14 protein-coding genes are annotated in these 15,804 nt (G+C 63.9%); 6 read left to right on the top strand and 8 right to left on the bottom strand.

Features of this window, described 5'->3' with window-relative positions:
- The first annotated feature begins 24 nt into the window (after positions 1–24).
- Entirely contained in the window at positions 25–1,089 is a 1,065-nt protein-coding gene (locus tag LB558_RS28535; RefSeq protein WP_224700592.1) for an alpha/beta fold hydrolase, read from the top strand.
- A 146-nt stretch (positions 1,090–1,235) separates the two neighbouring features.
- Here the strand turns inward: LB558_RS28535 and pyk are convergent, their stop codons facing one another.
- On the bottom strand, positions 1,236–2,672 hold the full coding sequence (gene pyk, locus LB558_RS28530) for a pyruvate kinase (RefSeq protein WP_224700589.1): 1,437 nt from the start codon (positions 2,670–2,672) through the stop codon (positions 1,236–1,238).
- Positions 2,669–3,157, bottom strand: a complete 489-nt coding sequence (locus tag LB558_RS28525; protein ID WP_127260459.1) for a DUF1036 domain-containing protein — start codon at positions 3,155–3,157, stop codon at positions 2,669–2,671. Before LB558_RS28525 ends, pyk begins: the two co-directional genes overlap by 4 nt.
- Before the next feature lie 245 nt (positions 3,158–3,402).
- Here LB558_RS28525 and LB558_RS28520 point away from each other — a divergent pair, with 245 nt between their 5' ends.
- The 3 genes from LB558_RS28520 to LB558_RS28510 all read left to right on the top strand — a co-directional run bounded on the left by LB558_RS28520 (position 3,403) and on the right by LB558_RS28510 (position 5,812).
- Positions 3,403–4,200 (top strand): N-formylglutamate amidohydrolase, encoded by a 798-nt coding sequence (locus tag LB558_RS28520; RefSeq protein ID WP_224700588.1) that lies wholly within the window; start codon positions 3,403–3,405, stop codon positions 4,198–4,200.
- An 11-nt stretch (positions 4,201–4,211) separates the two neighbouring features.
- Positions 4,212–4,520 carry a DUF1244 domain-containing protein gene (locus LB558_RS28515; RefSeq protein ID WP_224700587.1) on the top strand — a complete coding sequence of 103 codons (309 nt, stop codon included), beginning with the start codon at positions 4,212–4,214 and terminating at the stop codon, positions 4,518–4,520.
- A 116-nt stretch (positions 4,521–4,636) separates the two neighbouring features.
- A complete protein-coding gene (locus LB558_RS28510; protein WP_224700586.1) occupies positions 4,637–5,812 on the top strand; it encodes an MFS transporter in 1,176 nt (391 codons plus the stop codon).
- On the opposite strand, the gene LB558_RS28505 is transcribed toward LB558_RS28510, so the two are convergent.
- A complete protein-coding gene (locus LB558_RS28505) occupies positions 5,776–6,684 on the bottom strand; it encodes a LysR family transcriptional regulator (protein ID WP_224700585.1) in 909 nt (302 codons plus the stop codon). The two genes, LB558_RS28510 and LB558_RS28505, sit on opposite strands and share 37 nt — an antisense overlap.
- A gap of 111 nt (positions 6,685–6,795) precedes the next feature.
- Between LB558_RS28505 and LB558_RS28500 the strand changes: the two genes are divergently transcribed.
- Both LB558_RS28500 and LB558_RS28495 read left to right on the top strand, forming a co-directional pair.
- Positions 6,796–7,005 (top strand): DUF680 domain-containing protein, encoded by a 210-nt coding sequence (locus tag LB558_RS28500; RefSeq protein WP_224700584.1) that lies wholly within the window; start codon positions 6,796–6,798, stop codon positions 7,003–7,005.
- 54 nt (positions 7,006–7,059) lie between these two features.
- Positions 7,060–8,019, top strand: a complete 960-nt coding sequence (locus LB558_RS28495) for an SDR family oxidoreductase (protein ID WP_224700583.1) — start codon at positions 7,060–7,062, stop codon at positions 8,017–8,019.
- 61 nt (positions 8,020–8,080) lie between these two features.
- Here the strand turns inward: LB558_RS28495 and LB558_RS28490 are convergent, their stop codons facing one another.
- The 5 genes from LB558_RS28490 to LB558_RS28470 all read right to left on the bottom strand — a co-directional run bounded on the left by LB558_RS28490 (position 8,081) and on the right by LB558_RS28470 (position 15,803).
- Positions 8,081–8,239, bottom strand: a complete 159-nt coding sequence (locus LB558_RS28490) for a DUF3309 family protein (protein ID WP_224700582.1) — start codon at positions 8,237–8,239, stop codon at positions 8,081–8,083.
- Positions 8,240–8,331: 92 nt separating this feature from the next.
- Entirely contained in the window at positions 8,332–11,511 is a 3,180-nt protein-coding gene (locus LB558_RS28485) for an efflux RND transporter permease subunit (protein ID WP_224700581.1), read from the bottom strand.
- Between the two features lie 87 nt (positions 11,512–11,598).
- Positions 11,599–12,771 carry an efflux RND transporter periplasmic adaptor subunit gene (locus LB558_RS28480; protein WP_412033505.1) on the bottom strand — a complete coding sequence of 391 codons (1,173 nt, stop codon included), beginning with the start codon at positions 12,769–12,771 and terminating at the stop codon, positions 11,599–11,601.
- Between the two features lie 153 nt (positions 12,772–12,924).
- Positions 12,925–13,533, bottom strand: coding sequence for a hypothetical protein (locus LB558_RS28475; RefSeq protein ID WP_224700580.1), 609 nt, complete (start codon positions 13,531–13,533; stop codon positions 12,925–12,927).
- The gene (locus tag LB558_RS28470; protein WP_224700579.1) at positions 13,530–15,803 is read right to left on the bottom strand and encodes a xanthine dehydrogenase family protein molybdopterin-binding subunit; all 2,274 of its coding nucleotides are present in this window, start codon (positions 15,801–15,803) and stop codon (positions 13,530–13,532) included. Before LB558_RS28470 ends, LB558_RS28475 begins: the two co-directional genes overlap by 4 nt.
- Position 15,804: the final 1 nt, after the last annotated feature.

Genomic DNA, 15,804 nt, shown 5'->3' with positions numbered 1-15,804 from the left:
CCCCTCCACCTCCGTATCTCCCCCATGAACCTGATCTACGCCGCCCTTGCCTTCCTGATGGCGCTTGTCTTCGGCTTTGTCGGCGTCACCCGCGTCGGCTTATGGCTGATCGAGCGCCGCAATCCGCCGATCGGCGAATTCGCCGACATCAACGGCGCCCGCATCCACTATGTCCATGTTCCGGCACCCGCCAATGCCGAGCTGCCGCCGATCGTCTTCATCCACGGCGCCAGCGCCAACCTCAGGGACCAGATGCTGCCGCTGCGTCCCTTGCTCGAAGGCCGCGCCGAAATGCTGTTCTTCGACCGGCCAGGCCACGGCTGGTCGGGCCGCGGCGCCAACAACGAGAACCCATCGGCGCAGGCCAACACCATTGCCGCGCTGATGGACCATCTCGGCATCGGGAAGGCTGTCATCGTCGGCCATTCCTTCGGCGGCGTGGTGACATCGGCCTTTGGCCGCGAGCATCCAGACAAGACACTTGGACTGGTCTTCCTCGCACCGGCGACCCACCCATGGCCGGGCGGCGCAACCGCCTGGTACTACGATCTGACCACCATGCCGGTGCTCGGCCGGCTGTTTTCCGAGACGCTGACCTATCCGGCCGGTACACTGCAGATGGCCGACGCCACCACCTGCGTTTTCTCGCCCAACAAGGTGCCGGACAATTATCTCAGCTCGGCCTCTATCCCGCTGGTGCTGCGACCAACAGCCTTTCGTGCCAACGCCACCGATGTCGCCGGGCTCTATCGCTATGCCCTCGGCGCCGCACCGCGCTACAACGAGATCAAGGCGCCAACCGTGGTCATTTCAGGCGATCGCGACAAGGTGGTCTATGCACATATCCATTCCGTCGGCCTGGCGCGCGACATTGCCGGTGCCGAACTCGTCTGGGTGCACAATCTCGGTCACAAGCCAGACTGGATCGCGCCCGACCTGACCGTCGGCGCCATCGAGAAGGTCGCCGGCAAGAGTATAGACCTGCAGGCGATGGCAACCGCAGTGGAGGCGCGCATCGCCGGTGACGCCTACGGCGCCGGCAGATGCGCCGATATCAAGGTACCGCAGGCCGAACTCGCGCCGACCTAGAGCATTTCACTGTTTCACGGAAACGGCGAGCTGCTCTAACTCTTTGTTTTGACGCAATTCTAGAGGGAAAACCGCTTCACACTTTTCCTAGAATTGCTCTAAAGTGGGTCGCCCGAATCCGTTCAGAGGCGACACGCTTTTGGAATCTAGCGGCTGACTTGTGTGTCCGAGCCGATATAGGCGATGCGCAGCATGTTGGTCGAACCCGGTGTCCGCAGCGGTACGCCGGCAGTGATGATGACGCGGTCGCCCGGCTTGCCGAAGCCTTCGTCGAAGGCGATGCGGCAGGCGCGATTGACCATGTCGTCGAGGTCGACGGCGTCGGGTGAGACGACGCAATGCGTGCCCCACAAAAGCGACAGCCGCCTCGCCGTGTTGAGGATCGGCGACAGCGCGATGATCGGCACTTGCGGCCGCTCGCGGGCAGCGCGCAGGCCTGTGGTGCCTGATGCGGTGTAGGTGATTATGGCCGACAGCTTCAGCGTTTCGGCGATCTCGCGCGCGGCCAGCGAAATGGCGTCGGCGCCGGTCGCTTCCGGCTCGGAGCGCTGCGCGTTGATGATGCCGGCATAGGTCGGATCGGTCTCGACCTTGGTGGCGATACGGTTCATCATTGCCACGGCCTCGACGGGATAGGCACCCGCCGCCGATTCCGCCGACAGCATGATGGCATCGGCACCTTCGAAGACGGCGATCGAAACATCGGACACCTCGGCACGGGTCGGCACCGGTGCCGTGATCATCGATTCCAGCATCTGCGTTGCAACCACCACCGGCTTGCCGGCGCGGCGTGCGGCGCGCGTGATCTGCTTCTGGATACCGGGCACCGCCTCGAGCGGCATCTCGACGCCGAGATCGCCGCGGGCGACCATCAGCGCGTCGGACAATTCGATGATTTCGGCCAGCCGGGCGACAGCCTGCGGCTTCTCGATCTTGGCCATGATCAGCGCCCGCCCGCGGGCGATCTTGCGCGCTTCGGCCAGATCCTCCGGACGCTGCACGAAGGACAGCGCCACCCAGTCGACGCCTGTGGCCAGCACGGCATCGAGGTCCTTGCGGTCCTTCTCGGTCAGCGCGCCGACCGGCAGGTCGGTGTCGGGCAGGCTGACGCCTTTCTTGTCGGAAATCGTGGTACCGGCGACGACGGTGCAGACGATCGACTTGCCGTCGCTCTTCACCGCCTTCAGCTCGAGCTTGCCGTCGTCGATCAGCAGGCGATGGCCGGCTTCGACCGAGCTCAGGATTTCCGGGTGCGGAAGATAGACCCTGGTCGAGGTGCCGGGCTCGGGATTGTCGTCGAGGGTGAAGATCTGGCCTTGCGTCAGTACTTCCTTGCCGTTGGCGAACTTGCCGACGCGCAGCTTTGGCCCTTGCAGATCGGCGAGGATGCCGATCGGCCGGCCAACGGCTTCCTCGACAGCGCGGATGCGTCCGACCAGCGTGCGCATCAATTCATGGTCGGTATGGCTCATATTGATGCGGAACACATCGGCGCCCGCTTCGAACAGTTTCTTCAGCATCTCCTCCGAGGAGGAGGCCGGACCGATGGTGGCTAGGATCTTGACCTTGCGGCTACGTCTCATTGACTGTTTGTTCCCGGGGCGGCTGGAGCGCCTCCCGTTGTGGACTCATCGGTCAGCTGGACCATCCAGCTCGCCTGTTCGCCCGTGTCATATTCCTGGAATCCGGCGCGCTGGAAGCCCCGGGCGACGCAGTCGGTTACGCCTGCGATCTTGAACTCTTTTTCAGCCACGCACATGTTGATCGGGCCGTCCCAGCGTCCACCGCGTTCGGCGTCTTCTGCATAAAGATAGTAAAACCTTGATGACAGCGGCCCTTCGATCAGCGTCTTGCAGCTCGATCCCTCGATGTGCCACCAGCCTTCGGTGATCCAGCCGGCCTTGGCGCGATAGCCGATGCCGACGCCGACCAGGTTCTGCGTGGCGTTGCAGACGCGGAAATCGGCACGCGCCGGCGAAGCCACGACCATCGCCGACAGGCCGATCGCAAGAGTGAGGAGCGGCATGGCAAAGGCAGAGCGCATGCGCTGCCCGCCGGCGGAACTCATCCGAAAACCCCTCAAAAACCACATCAGCATCTCTCTGCGCCCCTTTTCGGAAAAGTCCGGGCGCATGTCAACGCACCGTTTTGTCCAATTCCAATCGATTTAGAAAGGCGCCGGCACACAATTCGCCGACTTGTGCCAGATTTCCCGGGAAACCTTGGCCAAACAACGGCATTGCGCAAGCGTCGTCTTCGTGGAATGACGATAGCACCCTCCCCGGAAGCCAGCGAACAGACCATTCCCCGCCAATGACCCGATCCACAGTTTTCGCGCCTTTCGACATCATCGAGGGCGACCGCAGGCGAGGCATCGTGCTGTTGGGCGATCACGCCCGTCGCGACCTTCCCGACGACTACGGCAGCCTCGGCCTGCCCTCAGCCGAGTTCGACCGCCACATCGCCTATGACATCGGCGTCGAGGCGGTGACGCGCGAACTGGCTGCCCTGCTCGGCGTGCCGGCGGTGCTCGCCAATTTTTCGCGGCTGCTGATCGATCCCAATCGCGGCGAAGACGACCCGACGCTCATTCGCCAGCTTTATGACGGCACTGTCGTACCTGGGAACTACCCCATCGCTGCCGAGGAGCGCGAGAGGCGGCTCGACAGGTTCTACCGGCCCTATCACGACGCCGTCGGCGCCATGATCGCCTCGGTCGCACAGGCTTCCGCCCAGGCGCCCTTCATCTTCTCGGTGCATTCCTTCACTCCTGCCATGCAAGGAATCCAGCGTCCTTGGCACGTCGGCATCCTGTGGGACCTCGACGACCGCGTGGCGCGGCCGTTGATAGACATGCTGGCGGAGGACAAGAACCTCGTCGTCGGCGACAACGAACCCTATGACGGCGCTCTGCGCGGCGACACCATGTACAAGCACGCCATCGTCAACGGCTTCGCCCATGCGCTGATCGAGATCCGACAGGACCTGATATCGGACCAGAAGAGCGCGCTCGCCTGGGCCGAACGGCTGGCGCCGATTGTTGACGCCATCGACCGCCGTCCCGATATACATGTGGTGAAGATGTTCGGCTCGCGCACCGGGCCGCTATGACGGAGGTTTCGATGACCGGACTCAGCGACGAGCAGCAACGCGATTTCGAGGCGGCCGCCTTCCGCCGGCTGGTCGAGCATCTGCGCGAGCGCAACGATGTGCAGAACATCGACCTCATGAACCTCGCCGGCTTCTGCCGCAACTGCCTGTCGAACTGGTATCAGGAGGCAGCCAATGCCAAGGGCGTCGATCTCACCAAAGATCAGTCGCGCGAGATCGTCTACGGCATGCCTTATGCGCAATGGCAGGCGCTCAACCAGACCGAGGCCTCCGACGCCAAGAAGGCCGAATTCGAGGCAAGGCGCCCCAAGGACCATTAAGGCCGCCCCAGCGATCGCTCGAGCCCATGGCTCAAAATGCTTCCCAAAAGAGCCTTGACTGAAAATTGAATCGATCTAATTTGCCGCGCGAAGCCATTTTCAGCGGGATTCGCCTCATGAACGCGTCAACTGCCAAGCTGACTGCCATTCGCGGACGATGGGCGCTCGCGGCCATTTTCCTCGCCAACGGCTTCCTGACGGGCAGCTGGGCGCCGCAGATTCCGGTGTTCCTGACCCGGCTGGAGATTTCGAAGTTCACGCTCGGCCTGCTGATTTTCTTATTCGGGGTCGGCGCCGTCGTCGCGATGACCTGGTGCGGCCATTTGATCTCGAGACATGGTTCGCGCACCGTGCTGCGCTGGTTCGCCCTGTGCGGCAGCCTCGGTCTCATGGTCGTGGCGCTGGCGCCCAACGTACCGCTGGCGGCCGCCGCCATGATCATCTTCGGCGGCTCGATCGGTGGCATGGACGTTGCCATGAATGCCAATGCCGTGGTGGTCGAACGGCGGCTCTCCCGCGCCGTCATGTCGTCCTCGCACGGCTTCTGGAGTCTCGGCGGTTTCGCCGGCGGCGGCCTCGGCGGCTTTGCCATCCAGCACTACGGCCACCTCGCCCACGCGGCGGCGGTAACGGCGTTTGCCTTCGCGGTGATCGCGGTGGCCGTTCGCCATCTCCTCACCGAAGACAGCCCGCAGGCGGCCGAGCACCACAAATTCGCACTGCCGGCAAACCCGCTGGTTTATCTGGTCGGACTGATGGCGCTGCTGGCGATGATCTCCGAAGGAGCGGTGCTCGATTGGGCCGCCCTATATCTGCGCCAGGAGCTCGGCGCCGATCTCGCCGTTGCCGGCCTCGCCTACGCCGGATTTTCGGGCGTCATGGCGGTCACGCGGTTCTTCGGCGACGGCATACGCAATCGCTTCGGCGCGGTGACGACGCTGCGCGTGTCGGCCCTCGTAGCCGCGGTCGGCATGCTGGTGGCTGGCTTGGCGCCCTCGCCCTGGCTCGCCATTGCAGCCTTTGCCTTTTGCGGCTTCGGCATCGCCAATATGGTGCCGATCATCTTTTCGGCCGGCGGCAACCAGGAAGGCATGTCTTCTGGCACCGGCATGAGCGTGGTCACCACTATCGGATACTGTGGCATACTGGTGGCGCCGTCGGCGATCGGCTTCGTTGCCGAGCATTCCAGCTTCGGCCCGATCTTCATCACCATGTCGGGACTGCTGATCATCGTGTTGCTGATGGCCGGGCTCGCTCACCGCGCCGAATTCGCGCCGGCACCCGCCGAATAGCGTTTCAGCTCCTCATGGAGGAAATCCACTACACGGCGGATGCGCACGCTGGTACGCACGTCGCGATGCATCGCCAGCCACACCGGCAGAACTGGCAGCGGCAGATCAGGCAGCACCTTCTCCATCAAAGGATCCTTGTCGACCAGCGGCTCCTGGCCTAGGCCAATGCCGTTTCCCGCCCGCACCGCTTCCCACAAAACGATCTGGTTGTCGGCCCTGAAGCGGAAGCTGCTCCGGGTGACGGGGATGCCATGCTGGGTAAAGCCCCTGATGATCTCGTCGCCGCGGTCGAAGCCGACCAGATCGTGGCCGACAAGATCGGCAGGCTTTAGCGGACGGCCGCGCCTGTCGAGATAGGATTTGGCGGCGCAGGCGCAGAGCTCGATATCGCAGACCTTGCGTGCCATCAGCTCGTTCTGCGCCGGCTTGACCATGCGGATGGCGATGTCGGCATCTCGACGCAGCAGGTTCTCGACCTGGTTGGAAGCAACGATCTCGACCTCGATGCCGGGCTCCTCGATCCCCAGCCGCATCGTCATCTCAGGCAGGACATAGGCCGCCACGACCTCGCTGGCGGCGATGCGCACGGTGCCTTCGATGGCCTCAACAGAGCCCAGCGCCAGGAGTGAGAAGGCGCTTGCCTGCTCGCTGACCGCCTTGCCGCGTTCGAACAGCGTGCTGCCGGCCTCCGTCAGTTCGTAGCCGTGCCGTCCTCGACGGAACAGCGTGACACCTAGTGCCTGTTCGAGTTCGCCGATGTGACGGCCAAGCGTCGGCTGGCTAGCCGAAAGCTTTCGCGCGGCGGCCGACAGGCTGCCGGTTTCCGCCACGGTGACAAAGCTCTTGATCAGGTTCCAGTCGATTTCTGTCATTCATTTATGAATATCAGAACGCCATCTGTAGTCAATTTCCATTCGTATTCGGAGCGACCATATTCCGGCTGCAGACACCAACACGGACTGCAACCAACCAGGAGAACTCAGATGACCAAGATCGCTCTCACCACTGCCGCCATCCTCATTTCCATCAGCGCCGCTTTTGCCGGCAGCGACAAGTTTGGTTCGAACGACGCCAGCCAGCCGGCTGTCACCAGCACCGAAAACACGACCACCGCTGCGATCCACAACCCGGATGCGGCCGTCCGGCAGCCGGTCACGCAAGGCAGCAACCGCGACCTCTTCGGCAGCCGCTGATCCCGATCGCGCTTGCCGACCGACCACGCAAATCCCAACCCAGGAGTGCTTCCAATGACCAAGATCGCAATTCTCGGCGCCAGTGGCCGGCTCGGCCGCGTGGTCGCCAAGGCCTTCATCGACGCGGGCTACGAGGTCCGCGCCGTCACCCGCAACGGCAAGCTGCCAACTGAACTTGAAGGCGCTACGGCCGTTGCCGGTGACGCGCTCGACCGGGAAGCGCTGATCCGCGCCTCGGAAGGTGTCGACATCATCTTCAACGGCCTCAACCCGATCTACACCGAATGGGTCAAGTGCCTGCCGATCGCCGAGAATGTCATGGCCGCTTGCCATGCCAACAACGCACTGCATCTCTTTCCAGGCACCGTATACAATTACGGGTCGCCGATGCCGGAGGTGATCACGGAAGACACGCCGTTTCGCCCGACGACCGAGAAGGGGCGCATCCGCGTCGCCATGGAGGACCTGTTTCACCGCGAGGCCGAAGCGCGCCGCGTCCGCACCATCATTTTGCGGGCCGGCGACTTCTTCGGCGGCACCGGCAGCGGCTCGTGGTTCGACCTGGTCGTCGCCGCCAAGATCAACAAGGGTATCTACACGGCGCCCGGCCCGGTCGACCTCGTCCATGAATGGGCCTACCTGCCGGATCTGGCCAGGGCTTTCGTCGGACTGGCGCAGAACCTGGACAAACTCGGCGCCTATGAAGCCTTCAACTTCCCAGGCCATCCCGTCACCGACCTGGAGATCAAGGCAGCTGCGGAGAAGGCGCTTGGGCGCCCGCTCAAGATGACCTCGATGGCCTGGTGGGTGCTGCGCGCCGGCAGCCCGTTCGTGGCGATGTGGCGTGAGATCGTGTCGATGTCCTATTTGCGCTTCGAACCGCACCAACTGGCGTCAGCAAGGCTGGAAGGGTTGATCGGCACGATCCCGCACACGCTGCTGGATCAGGCCGTCACTGAAGCTCTCCGGGATATCGGCATTGCCACCGTGACCGGCGTTGCGAAAGCTGCCTGACGTCCGCGACGGCGGGCGCTGCTCCTCCGCACACTAAAAAAATCTCCGCTGAGAGGGCGCCTCAGAGCCGTCCCATCAACAGCAGCACCATGAGCACCACCAGCACCACGCCGACAATACCCGACGGCCCATAACCCCAGGAGCGCGAATGCGGCCAGGCCGGCACCACGCCGATGAGGATAAGGATCAGGACGATGATGATGATGGTGGTGATCGGCATGAGAACCCCGCAATTCGACGTTTCGCTCAAGAACAATGCTAAAGGCCGCCCGGTTGTTCCGGGCGGCCTTTTGCGGTCAAATCGGCATTGGTCTATTCGGCGGCTTTCGGAAAGGCGATATCCGGCTCGGCTCCGGCATCCTGCCCTGGCGCATCGGTCGAGGAAATCTCGCCCTTGCCGCGCCGAAACAGCCGGCTGAACCAGCCGCGCCGTGCGCCCGGCTTGACCTTGGCGCGGGTGAACACGATCAGCATCGACGGCGTCACCACCAGCGTCAGCACCGTGGCGAAGGACAGGCCGAAGACGATCGCCGAGGACAGCGAAATCCACCATTGCGTCGACGGCGCGTTGATCGTCGTCTCGTGATGGAAGATTTCCAGCCCGAGGCCGAAGGCGATCGGCAGCACGCCGAGAATGGCCGACACCGCCGTCAGCACGACCGGACGGGCGCGCTCGCGGCAAGTCTGCAGCACCGCCTCGACCTTGTCCCAGCCTTCTTCACGCAGCCGGTCATAGGTGTCGATCAGCACGATGTTGTTGTTCACCACCACGCCGGCCAGAGCGATGACGCCGATGCCGGACATGACGATGCCGAACGTCTCGCCTGTTATCAGCAGCCCGAGGAACACGCCGATCGTCGCCATGACTACGCAAGACAGCACCAGCCAGACGCTGGTGAACTTGTTGAACTGCGCCAAAAGCACCAGGAAGATCAGGAAGATCGCCGCCCCAAAGGCCTTGCTGAGGAAGGCGCTGGCTTCGGCGCTGTCCTCGTTCGAGCCGGCCAGCTTCCAGCGGATGCCGCTGCCGAGATCCATGTCGGAGACAGCCTTGGTGACCTGCTCCTGCACAGCCGCGACCTGGGCGCCGGCGGCGACGTTGGCCTGGACCACCACCGTACGCGCGCCGTCGATGCGGTTGAGGATGCCGACCGTCGGCTCGGGCTTGCGCACGACGAAGTTCGAGATCGGCACCGAGCCTTGTGAGGTCTGCACCCTGAGTTCGTCGAGCGTCGACAGCGTGCGACGGTCCTCGGGCAGGCGCAGTCTTATGTCGACGGCGTCGTCGGCTCCGGCAGGCCGGTATTCCGAGAGCTTCAGCCCGTTGGTCACCAGTTGCACCACCGTGCCGACCGAGGTTGGGCTGATGCCGTACTGCGCCGCCTTGGCACGGTCGACCTCGAGCGCCCAGTCGACACCGGGCGGCGGCAGGCCGTCGGAAATATCGATGACGCCGGGCACCTTGCCGATGCGCGCCGCGACCTCACGGGCCTTGTCGTCGAGCCCCTTGGGGTCTACGGCCGAAAGCCTGATCTGGATCGGCTTGCCGGTCGGCGGACCGGCTTCCGGCACGCGAACCTCGACATCGACGCCGGGAATGCCGGCCATGACACCGCGCAGATCGTCCAGGATATGGTTCGCCGATTTGCGCTCGCGCCAGTCGATGAATTCGTACTGGATGACGCCGACGACGTCTTCGGGAACATCCTGGCCGCCGCCTTGCGTCTTGCCGACGCGGGTGTAGACCGACTTCACACCCGGCCAGCCGAGCAGCCTGTCTTCCGCGATCTTGGTCGCGGTATCCATTTCGGCCAGCGAAAGATTGCCGCGCGCATGCACGTAGAGCAGGCCGTAATCCGGCTCGACATTCGGGAAGAACTCGACGCCGGCGCCATATTTCGAATAGGCAAAGCCGACGCCGAACAAGAGCGCGACGGTCAGCACCAGCACGGTGATGGGGAAGCGCACCGCCTGCTTGACGATGGCCATGTACCAGCCGTCGCGATTGTCATCCTCATGATGCCGTGGCGCCTTGGCGAAGATCGCACCCAGCGTCGGCGCGAAGACAAGCGCATACAGCATCGAGGCCGACAGCGTGACGATCAGCGTGATCGGCATGTACTTCATGAAGTCACCGATGATGCCCGGCCAGAACAGCAGCGGCGAGAAGGCGGCGATTCGCGTCATCGTCGCGGCGATGACCGGACCGGCCATGCGCTTGGCGGCGAGCGCGAAGGCTTCCTCCTTCGGCATGCCTTCGCTCATCCGCCGTTCGGCGAACTCGGTGACGATGATGGCGTCGTCGACCAGCATGCCGACGGCCAGGATCAGGCTGAACAGCACGATCATGTTGATCGTGTAGCCCATCATCGCCAGCAGCAGGATGCCGATCAGGAAGGACGACGGAATCGCAAGCCCGATGAGCAGCGAGGCACGGCCGGACAGCGCGTAGAGGATGACGATGAACACCAGGATGACCGCGATCATCACATGGTTCTGCAGATCGCCGAGCAGCTGGTTGACGAAGACCGACTTGTCCTGCGTGTAGGTGACGTTCATGCCCTCGGGCATGGACTTGACGAACTCGTCGGACACCGTCCGCACCTTGGCAATGGTGTCGATCAGGTTGGAGCCGATGCGCTTCTTGACTTCGATGGCAATCGCCGGCTTGCCGTTGAGGCGGGTCACCGTCTCGGCATCCTTGAAGGTCGAACGGATCGTCGCGATGTCCTTCGCCTGCACCACGGCATTGGGGCCGGCGACCACCGGCAGTGCGGCGACATCCTCCGGCGTTTCGATCAGCGACGGCACCTTGACGGCGTATTTGCCCTCCGAGCCTTCGATGTTGCCGGCGGCGACCAGGCTGTTGGAGTTGCCGACCGCACCGATCAATTGATCGAGTTGCAGCCCATAGGAAGACAGCTTCATCGGATCGATGACGACCTCGACGAGATCGTCGCGCGCACCCTGCAGCGAGCCTTCGAGAACGCCGGGAACTTCCTCGATACGGTCGCGCAGTTCGCGCGCGGCGGCGGTCAGCACGCGTTCGGGCAGATTTCCCGAGAGCGTGACGACGAGCACGGGAAATTCGGAAATGTTGACTTCGGTGACGACGGGTTCTTCCGCCGCCTGCGGCAGGTCGGCCTTGGCGTCCTGCACCTTGCTGCGCGTGTCCTGCAGCGCGGTGGCCAGATTGGTCTGCGGCTGGAACTCGACCAGCACGTAGCCGCCGCCCTGGAAGGCGGCCGAACGCATCTCCTTGAGGCCCTTCAGGCTTTTCAGCTTGCTTTCCATCGGCCGCAGCAGAAGCCGCTCCGAATCCTCGGGCGAAATGCCCTGATAGATCAGGCTGACATACATCATCGGAATCGGAACGTCGGGCTCCGCTTCCTTCGGCGTCGACTGGTATGCGACCGCGCCGGCAAGGATGAGGAACACCAGCACCGAGATGGTCAGGCGGGCATTGTTGATTGCGAGTCTGACGATATCCATGGCTAACGCCTGTTTCTTGAATCTTCAGGGGCTGCGTCGCAGCCGATTGTCCCCACCCAGGGAGGGCGCGTCGCGACCTGCGCTACGCTACTGGGTGCCGGCGGTCGCCTCGCCGATCAGCTTCTTAATGGTCGCCTGGTCGGCCTCGACCGGGTTGACCAGATCGCCTTCCTTCACCAGTTCCTGGCCGGCGACGATGATGCGGGCGTCGGCCGGTATGCCGCCGAGGACGAGGCCGGTCGGCGTGTCATCGACGAGGTCGATGGGGAAGAACGCCACCTTGTTGTCCTTGCCCAAGGCGCGGATGCCGAGGTCGCCCTTGTCGCCGAGCGTCACAACCGAGCGCGGCAGCAGCACCGCGTCGGTCGGCTGCGCGTTGAGCGCGATTTCCGCCGTCATGCCGGCCGGCACGGAGCCGTCGGCATTGGGGACTGCAACCTCGACGCGGAAGGTGCGGGTCGCCGACGAGGCGTCGCGGCTGATGTAGCGCACGGTGCCTTCGACGGACTGGCCGCTGACCAGCCGTATGGTGGCCTTGTCGCCGAGCTTGAGGAAGCCGAGATCGCGCTCGCTGACTTCGCCGCGAGCAATCACCGGATCGAGCTTGAGGATGGTCGCCACCTCGCCGCCCTGCATGATGGAACTGCCAAGTTCCACCGGCACCCGGTCGATAACGCCGTCGAAAGGCGCTTTGACCTCGTTGCGGTCGAGTTCGGCCTGTGCCGTTTCCAGCAGCGACTGCGCCGAGGTCAGGTTCGAGCGCGCGGTGTCGAGCTGCAGCTTCGGCAGATTGCCGGTCTTCATCAGCCGCAAGGCTGCGTCCAGTTCGGCCTGGCGCTGCACCACCAACTGCCTGGCGTTGTCGACCATCGAGATCTTCTCTTCCGCCGCAAGCATCAGCACCAGATCGCCGGTCTTGACGTGATCGCCTTGCTTGACAGGGAGCTTGTCGATGACACCGGCGACGCGCGTCGCCAGCACCGCCCGCTTGTCGGCTTCGGTCAGCCCGGAAATGCGGATGGCGCGTGCATAGGTCTTGCGTGGCGGCGTCACCACCGCGACGGTGCGCAGCGGGGCCTTCGGCTCGGCTTCCGCCGTCTTCGGCTTGCTCGCGTCCGGCGCCTTGGCCTGTTCGGCTTCGGCTGCCTTGGCTTTGTTGGCGGCTACGCTGCCGACCGACGAAAACTCGCCTGTCGCCATCCACGCCGCGAAACCAATGAGCACAACAACGGCTGCAAGCTTGTGAAACCTGATTCTCATCGTCGTTTTTCCACTGCGGGTTCGGCCAGCGTCCTCATAACGCGGGCGCGTCGCCGATATGGGTGCGCGCCGGGCCGTGTTCAATTTGCCGTGATCGGCGAAGCGCGCTTCTACATCAAAGCCGCACCGCAATATAGTCCGAAAGTTGCAAGATCATTGCGCCACCGGGCAAGATGCGCCCGCCGCAGCCCAGTTTTCGATCGCTTGATAGGTCGCTTCGGCGGAGCCCGGAGCCGGCTCACGACCCGGCCCCGGCGCCCAGCCCCAGGCGACCAATCTGTCATCGCGAACATGCAGCGCGATATCCTTCAGGCTGCGGTTGCCGTTGCGCAGAGGATCCTTGATCTGGGCGCAGATTTCGGCGGAGGATTTGCCGAACCAGGCCATCTCGGCCGGCGCCAGATGCCAGTTCTCGGCCCCGGGCGACCCGTGCAATTCCTTGGAATTGCTGGCGAAATGGCAAGTCGTGCAGCGCAGGCCCGGATTGCCGAAGCCCGATCCGTCAGCACCACGCTGGACATTGAAGGCGTGAACGCGCGTACCGCCGTAGTGCGCACCCGACCATCGCGGCCGATCGTCCGCGACATGACAGTCGGCGCAGCGCGGATGCGAGAACACCGCATAGATTTTGTCCCATTCGGAGAGGCCTTTCGCCGCGTCGACGGTCGCCAGCGCCGGCATCTGGTTCTCTTGCGCGATCGCAAACGGCGCTGCGAGCACGAGCATGGCAGCAGGCGTCAGCATGATGAGGAGCTTCTTCATGCGAAGGCCACCGTTTCCGACAGCGGCAGCGTGCGGATGCGCTTGCCGGTGAGCGCGAAGATGGCATTGGCAAGCGCCGGAGCTGCCGGCGGTGTGCCGACCTCGCCGACGCCGCCCATCTTATGGAAGTTTTCCAGGATGGCGACTTCGAAGGCCGGGCACTGGAAGATCCGCATGGCATCGAAATCGTGGAAGTTCGACTGTTCGACCATGCCGTCGGCGAACGTGATTTCCTGACCCATCGCCGCCGAAAGGCCGTAGATGGCGGCCGAAATCAGTTGCGCCTCGATTATGCCGGGATCGAGCGCGGTACCGACATCGGCGGCGATCCACACCTTCTCGATACGGATGCCGGCCGGCGTGTCCGCCACCTGGACGATCTCGCCGACCCAACTGCCGAAGGACAGCGTGAAGGCCATGCCCCTGGCCTTGCCGGCGGGCAGCGCCTCACCCCATTTCGCCATAGCGGCGACTTTCTCCACCACCTTCACCGCCGAGGGATAGTTGGCCATCAGTCTCTTGCGCATCTCGACCGGGTCGACTTTCCCGGCGACAGCGATCTCGTCCATGAAGCCCTCGTGGAAGAAACCGTTGACCGAACTGCCGACCGAACGCCAGGAGCCGACAGGGATGGAGACCGGCGCCGCGATACCGCTGACTCGGTAGTTCGGGATGGTGTAGGGCTGGTCATAGGCGCCATCGACGATGGTCTTGTCGGGACCGAGCGGCGATATCGAGGGGAAGAGCCGGCGGAGCATGCCGGCAATCACCGATGGCGAGGCCATCTTCATGTCGACGGCGACCGGCATGCCATCGTCGCCGAGCCGCGCCTGGAACTTGCCGATTGCGGCCGGACGGTAGGCGTCGTGGCGCATGTCTTCTTCACGCGTCCAGGTCATCTTGATCGGACGCCCGCCTGTCTCCTTCGCCATCAGCGCGGCGCACAGCGCGTAATCCACCTCGACGCGCCGGCCGAAACCGCCACCCATGAAGGTGGTGTGCACGGTAACCTTGTCCTGCTCGATGCCGACCGCGTTGGCGCAGAGCTGCCGTACCAGGGTCGGCGCCTGGTTGCCGCACCAGATGGCGAGCGCGCCGTCTTTCAATTGTGCCGTTGCGTTCATCGGCTCCATCGTCGCATGCGCCAGATAAGGCACCGCATAGTCGGCCTCGACGATCCTTTCGCGTGGCGCGTCGGCAAAAGCGGTATCAACATCGCCATTGTCGCGCATCACCGACCCCTTGGCGGCAAGCGCCTGCTTCAGCACATCTGAAATGCCGGCGCTGCTGAGCGGGTATTCGGGATCGGACCACTGGGCGTCGATTGCCTCGGCCGCCTTGAATGCCGCCCATGTGTTGTCAGCGATGATACCGAAGCCGTGGCCGTAATTGGTCTCGATCGGCACGATTTTGACCACGCCCGGCATCTTCTCCGCCTTGGAGAGATCGGCTGATATCGGCTTGGACCAGAAGCGCGGGCTCATCTTCACCGTGCCGTAGAGCATGTCCGGCAGCCTGACATCGATGCCGAAGATCGGTGCGCCGGTGACCTTGGCCATCATGTCGATACGCTGTTGCGGCTTGCCCAGCAGCTTCCAGTCGGCCTTGTCCTTGAGCCTGACTTCGGCCGGAGGCGCCATCGCGGCAGCGGCCGCGGCGACCGCGCCATAGGTCAGCGACTTGCCGGACGCCTTATGCAGGATCGAACCGTCGATCGTTTCCAGATCGGCGGCGGCGACACCCAGTTTTTGCGCCGCAGCCGCGATCAGCATCTGCCGGGCGGCGGCACCCGCTTCGCGCATCTTCACGAAACCGTCGCGTGTCGAAGCTGAACCACCCGTGCCCTGCAGGGCAAGGAACCTGCCGACCACGCCGAGACCCGAGCGCACCGCTTGCGCCGTCATGCTCTCGTCGAAGAAGGCGAACGGACCGCCCTCTTCGAGGATCGCGGCGTTGTAATAGGCATGGGAGGCCGGTCCATGCTCGACCTTGACCCGGTCGAGCCCGACGTCGAGTTCTTCGGCGACCATGGCGGCAAGCGTCGTCGAAATGCCTTGCCCCATCTCAGCGCGCGGCGCGACGATGGTGATGGTGTTGTCGGCGCCGATCTTCACATAGGGATTGAACGTCGCCTCGCCCTTGCCGAGCTCGGCCTCGAGCGGGTTCGCGAAGGGCTTGCGATAGTAGTAGTAGCCGACAGCAACGCCGCCCGCGACGGCGGTAGCGCCTATCAGAAACGTGCGGCGGGCGATCTTTCCGACACTGGCCATG

Origin of the sequence: Mesorhizobium sp. CO1-1-8, from assembly GCF_020164875.1 — a bacterium.
Classification (GTDB): domain Bacteria; phylum Pseudomonadota; class Alphaproteobacteria; order Rhizobiales; family Rhizobiaceae; genus Mesorhizobium.
The sequence above is the reverse complement of the archived record's forward strand: the minus strand, read 5'-3'. Positions and strand labels throughout refer to the sequence as shown.

What these genes read in the sequence shown, in the direction of transcription:
- LB558_RS28510 (WP_224700586.1), top strand. Translation starts at nt 4,637, where the DNA reads ATGAACGCGTCAACTGCCAAGCTGACTGCCATTCGCGGACGATGGGCG.
- LB558_RS28515 (WP_224700587.1), top strand. Translation starts at nt 4,212, where the DNA reads ATGACCGGACTCAGCGACGAGCAGCAACGCGATTTCGAGGCGGCCGCC.
- LB558_RS28525 (WP_127260459.1), bottom strand. Translation starts at nt 3,157, where the DNA reads ATGAGTTCCGCCGGCGGGCAGCGCATGCGCTCTGCCTTTGCCATGCCG.
- LB558_RS28475 (WP_224700580.1), bottom strand. Translation starts at nt 13,533, where the DNA reads ATGAAGAAGCTCCTCATCATGCTGACGCCTGCTGCCATGCTCGTGCTC.
- LB558_RS28500 (WP_224700584.1), top strand. Translation starts at nt 6,796, where the DNA reads ATGACCAAGATCGCTCTCACCACTGCCGCCATCCTCATTTCCATCAGC.
- LB558_RS28490 (WP_224700582.1), bottom strand. Translation starts at nt 8,239, where the DNA reads ATGCCGATCACCACCATCATCATCATCGTCCTGATCCTTATCCTCATC.
- LB558_RS28505 (WP_224700585.1), bottom strand. Translation starts at nt 6,684, where the DNA reads ATGACAGAAATCGACTGGAACCTGATCAAGAGCTTTGTCACCGTGGCG.
- pyk (WP_224700589.1), bottom strand. Translation starts at nt 2,672, where the DNA reads ATGAGACGTAGCCGCAAGGTCAAGATCCTAGCCACCATCGGTCCGGCC.
- LB558_RS28485 (WP_224700581.1), bottom strand. Translation starts at nt 11,511, where the DNA reads ATGGATATCGTCAGACTCGCAATCAACAATGCCCGCCTGACCATCTCG.
- LB558_RS28535 (WP_224700592.1), top strand. Translation starts at nt 25, where the DNA reads ATGAACCTGATCTACGCCGCCCTTGCCTTCCTGATGGCGCTTGTCTTC.
- LB558_RS28495 (WP_224700583.1), top strand. Translation starts at nt 7,060, where the DNA reads ATGACCAAGATCGCAATTCTCGGCGCCAGTGGCCGGCTCGGCCGCGTG.
- LB558_RS28520 (WP_224700588.1), top strand. Translation starts at nt 3,403, where the DNA reads ATGACCCGATCCACAGTTTTCGCGCCTTTCGACATCATCGAGGGCGAC.
- LB558_RS28470 (WP_224700579.1), bottom strand. Translation starts at nt 15,803, where the DNA reads ATGGCCAGTGTCGGAAAGATCGCCCGCCGCACGTTTCTGATAGGCGCT.
- LB558_RS28480 (WP_412033505.1), bottom strand. Translation starts at nt 12,771, where the DNA reads ATGAGAATCAGGTTTCACAAGCTTGCAGCCGTTGTTGTGCTCATTGGT.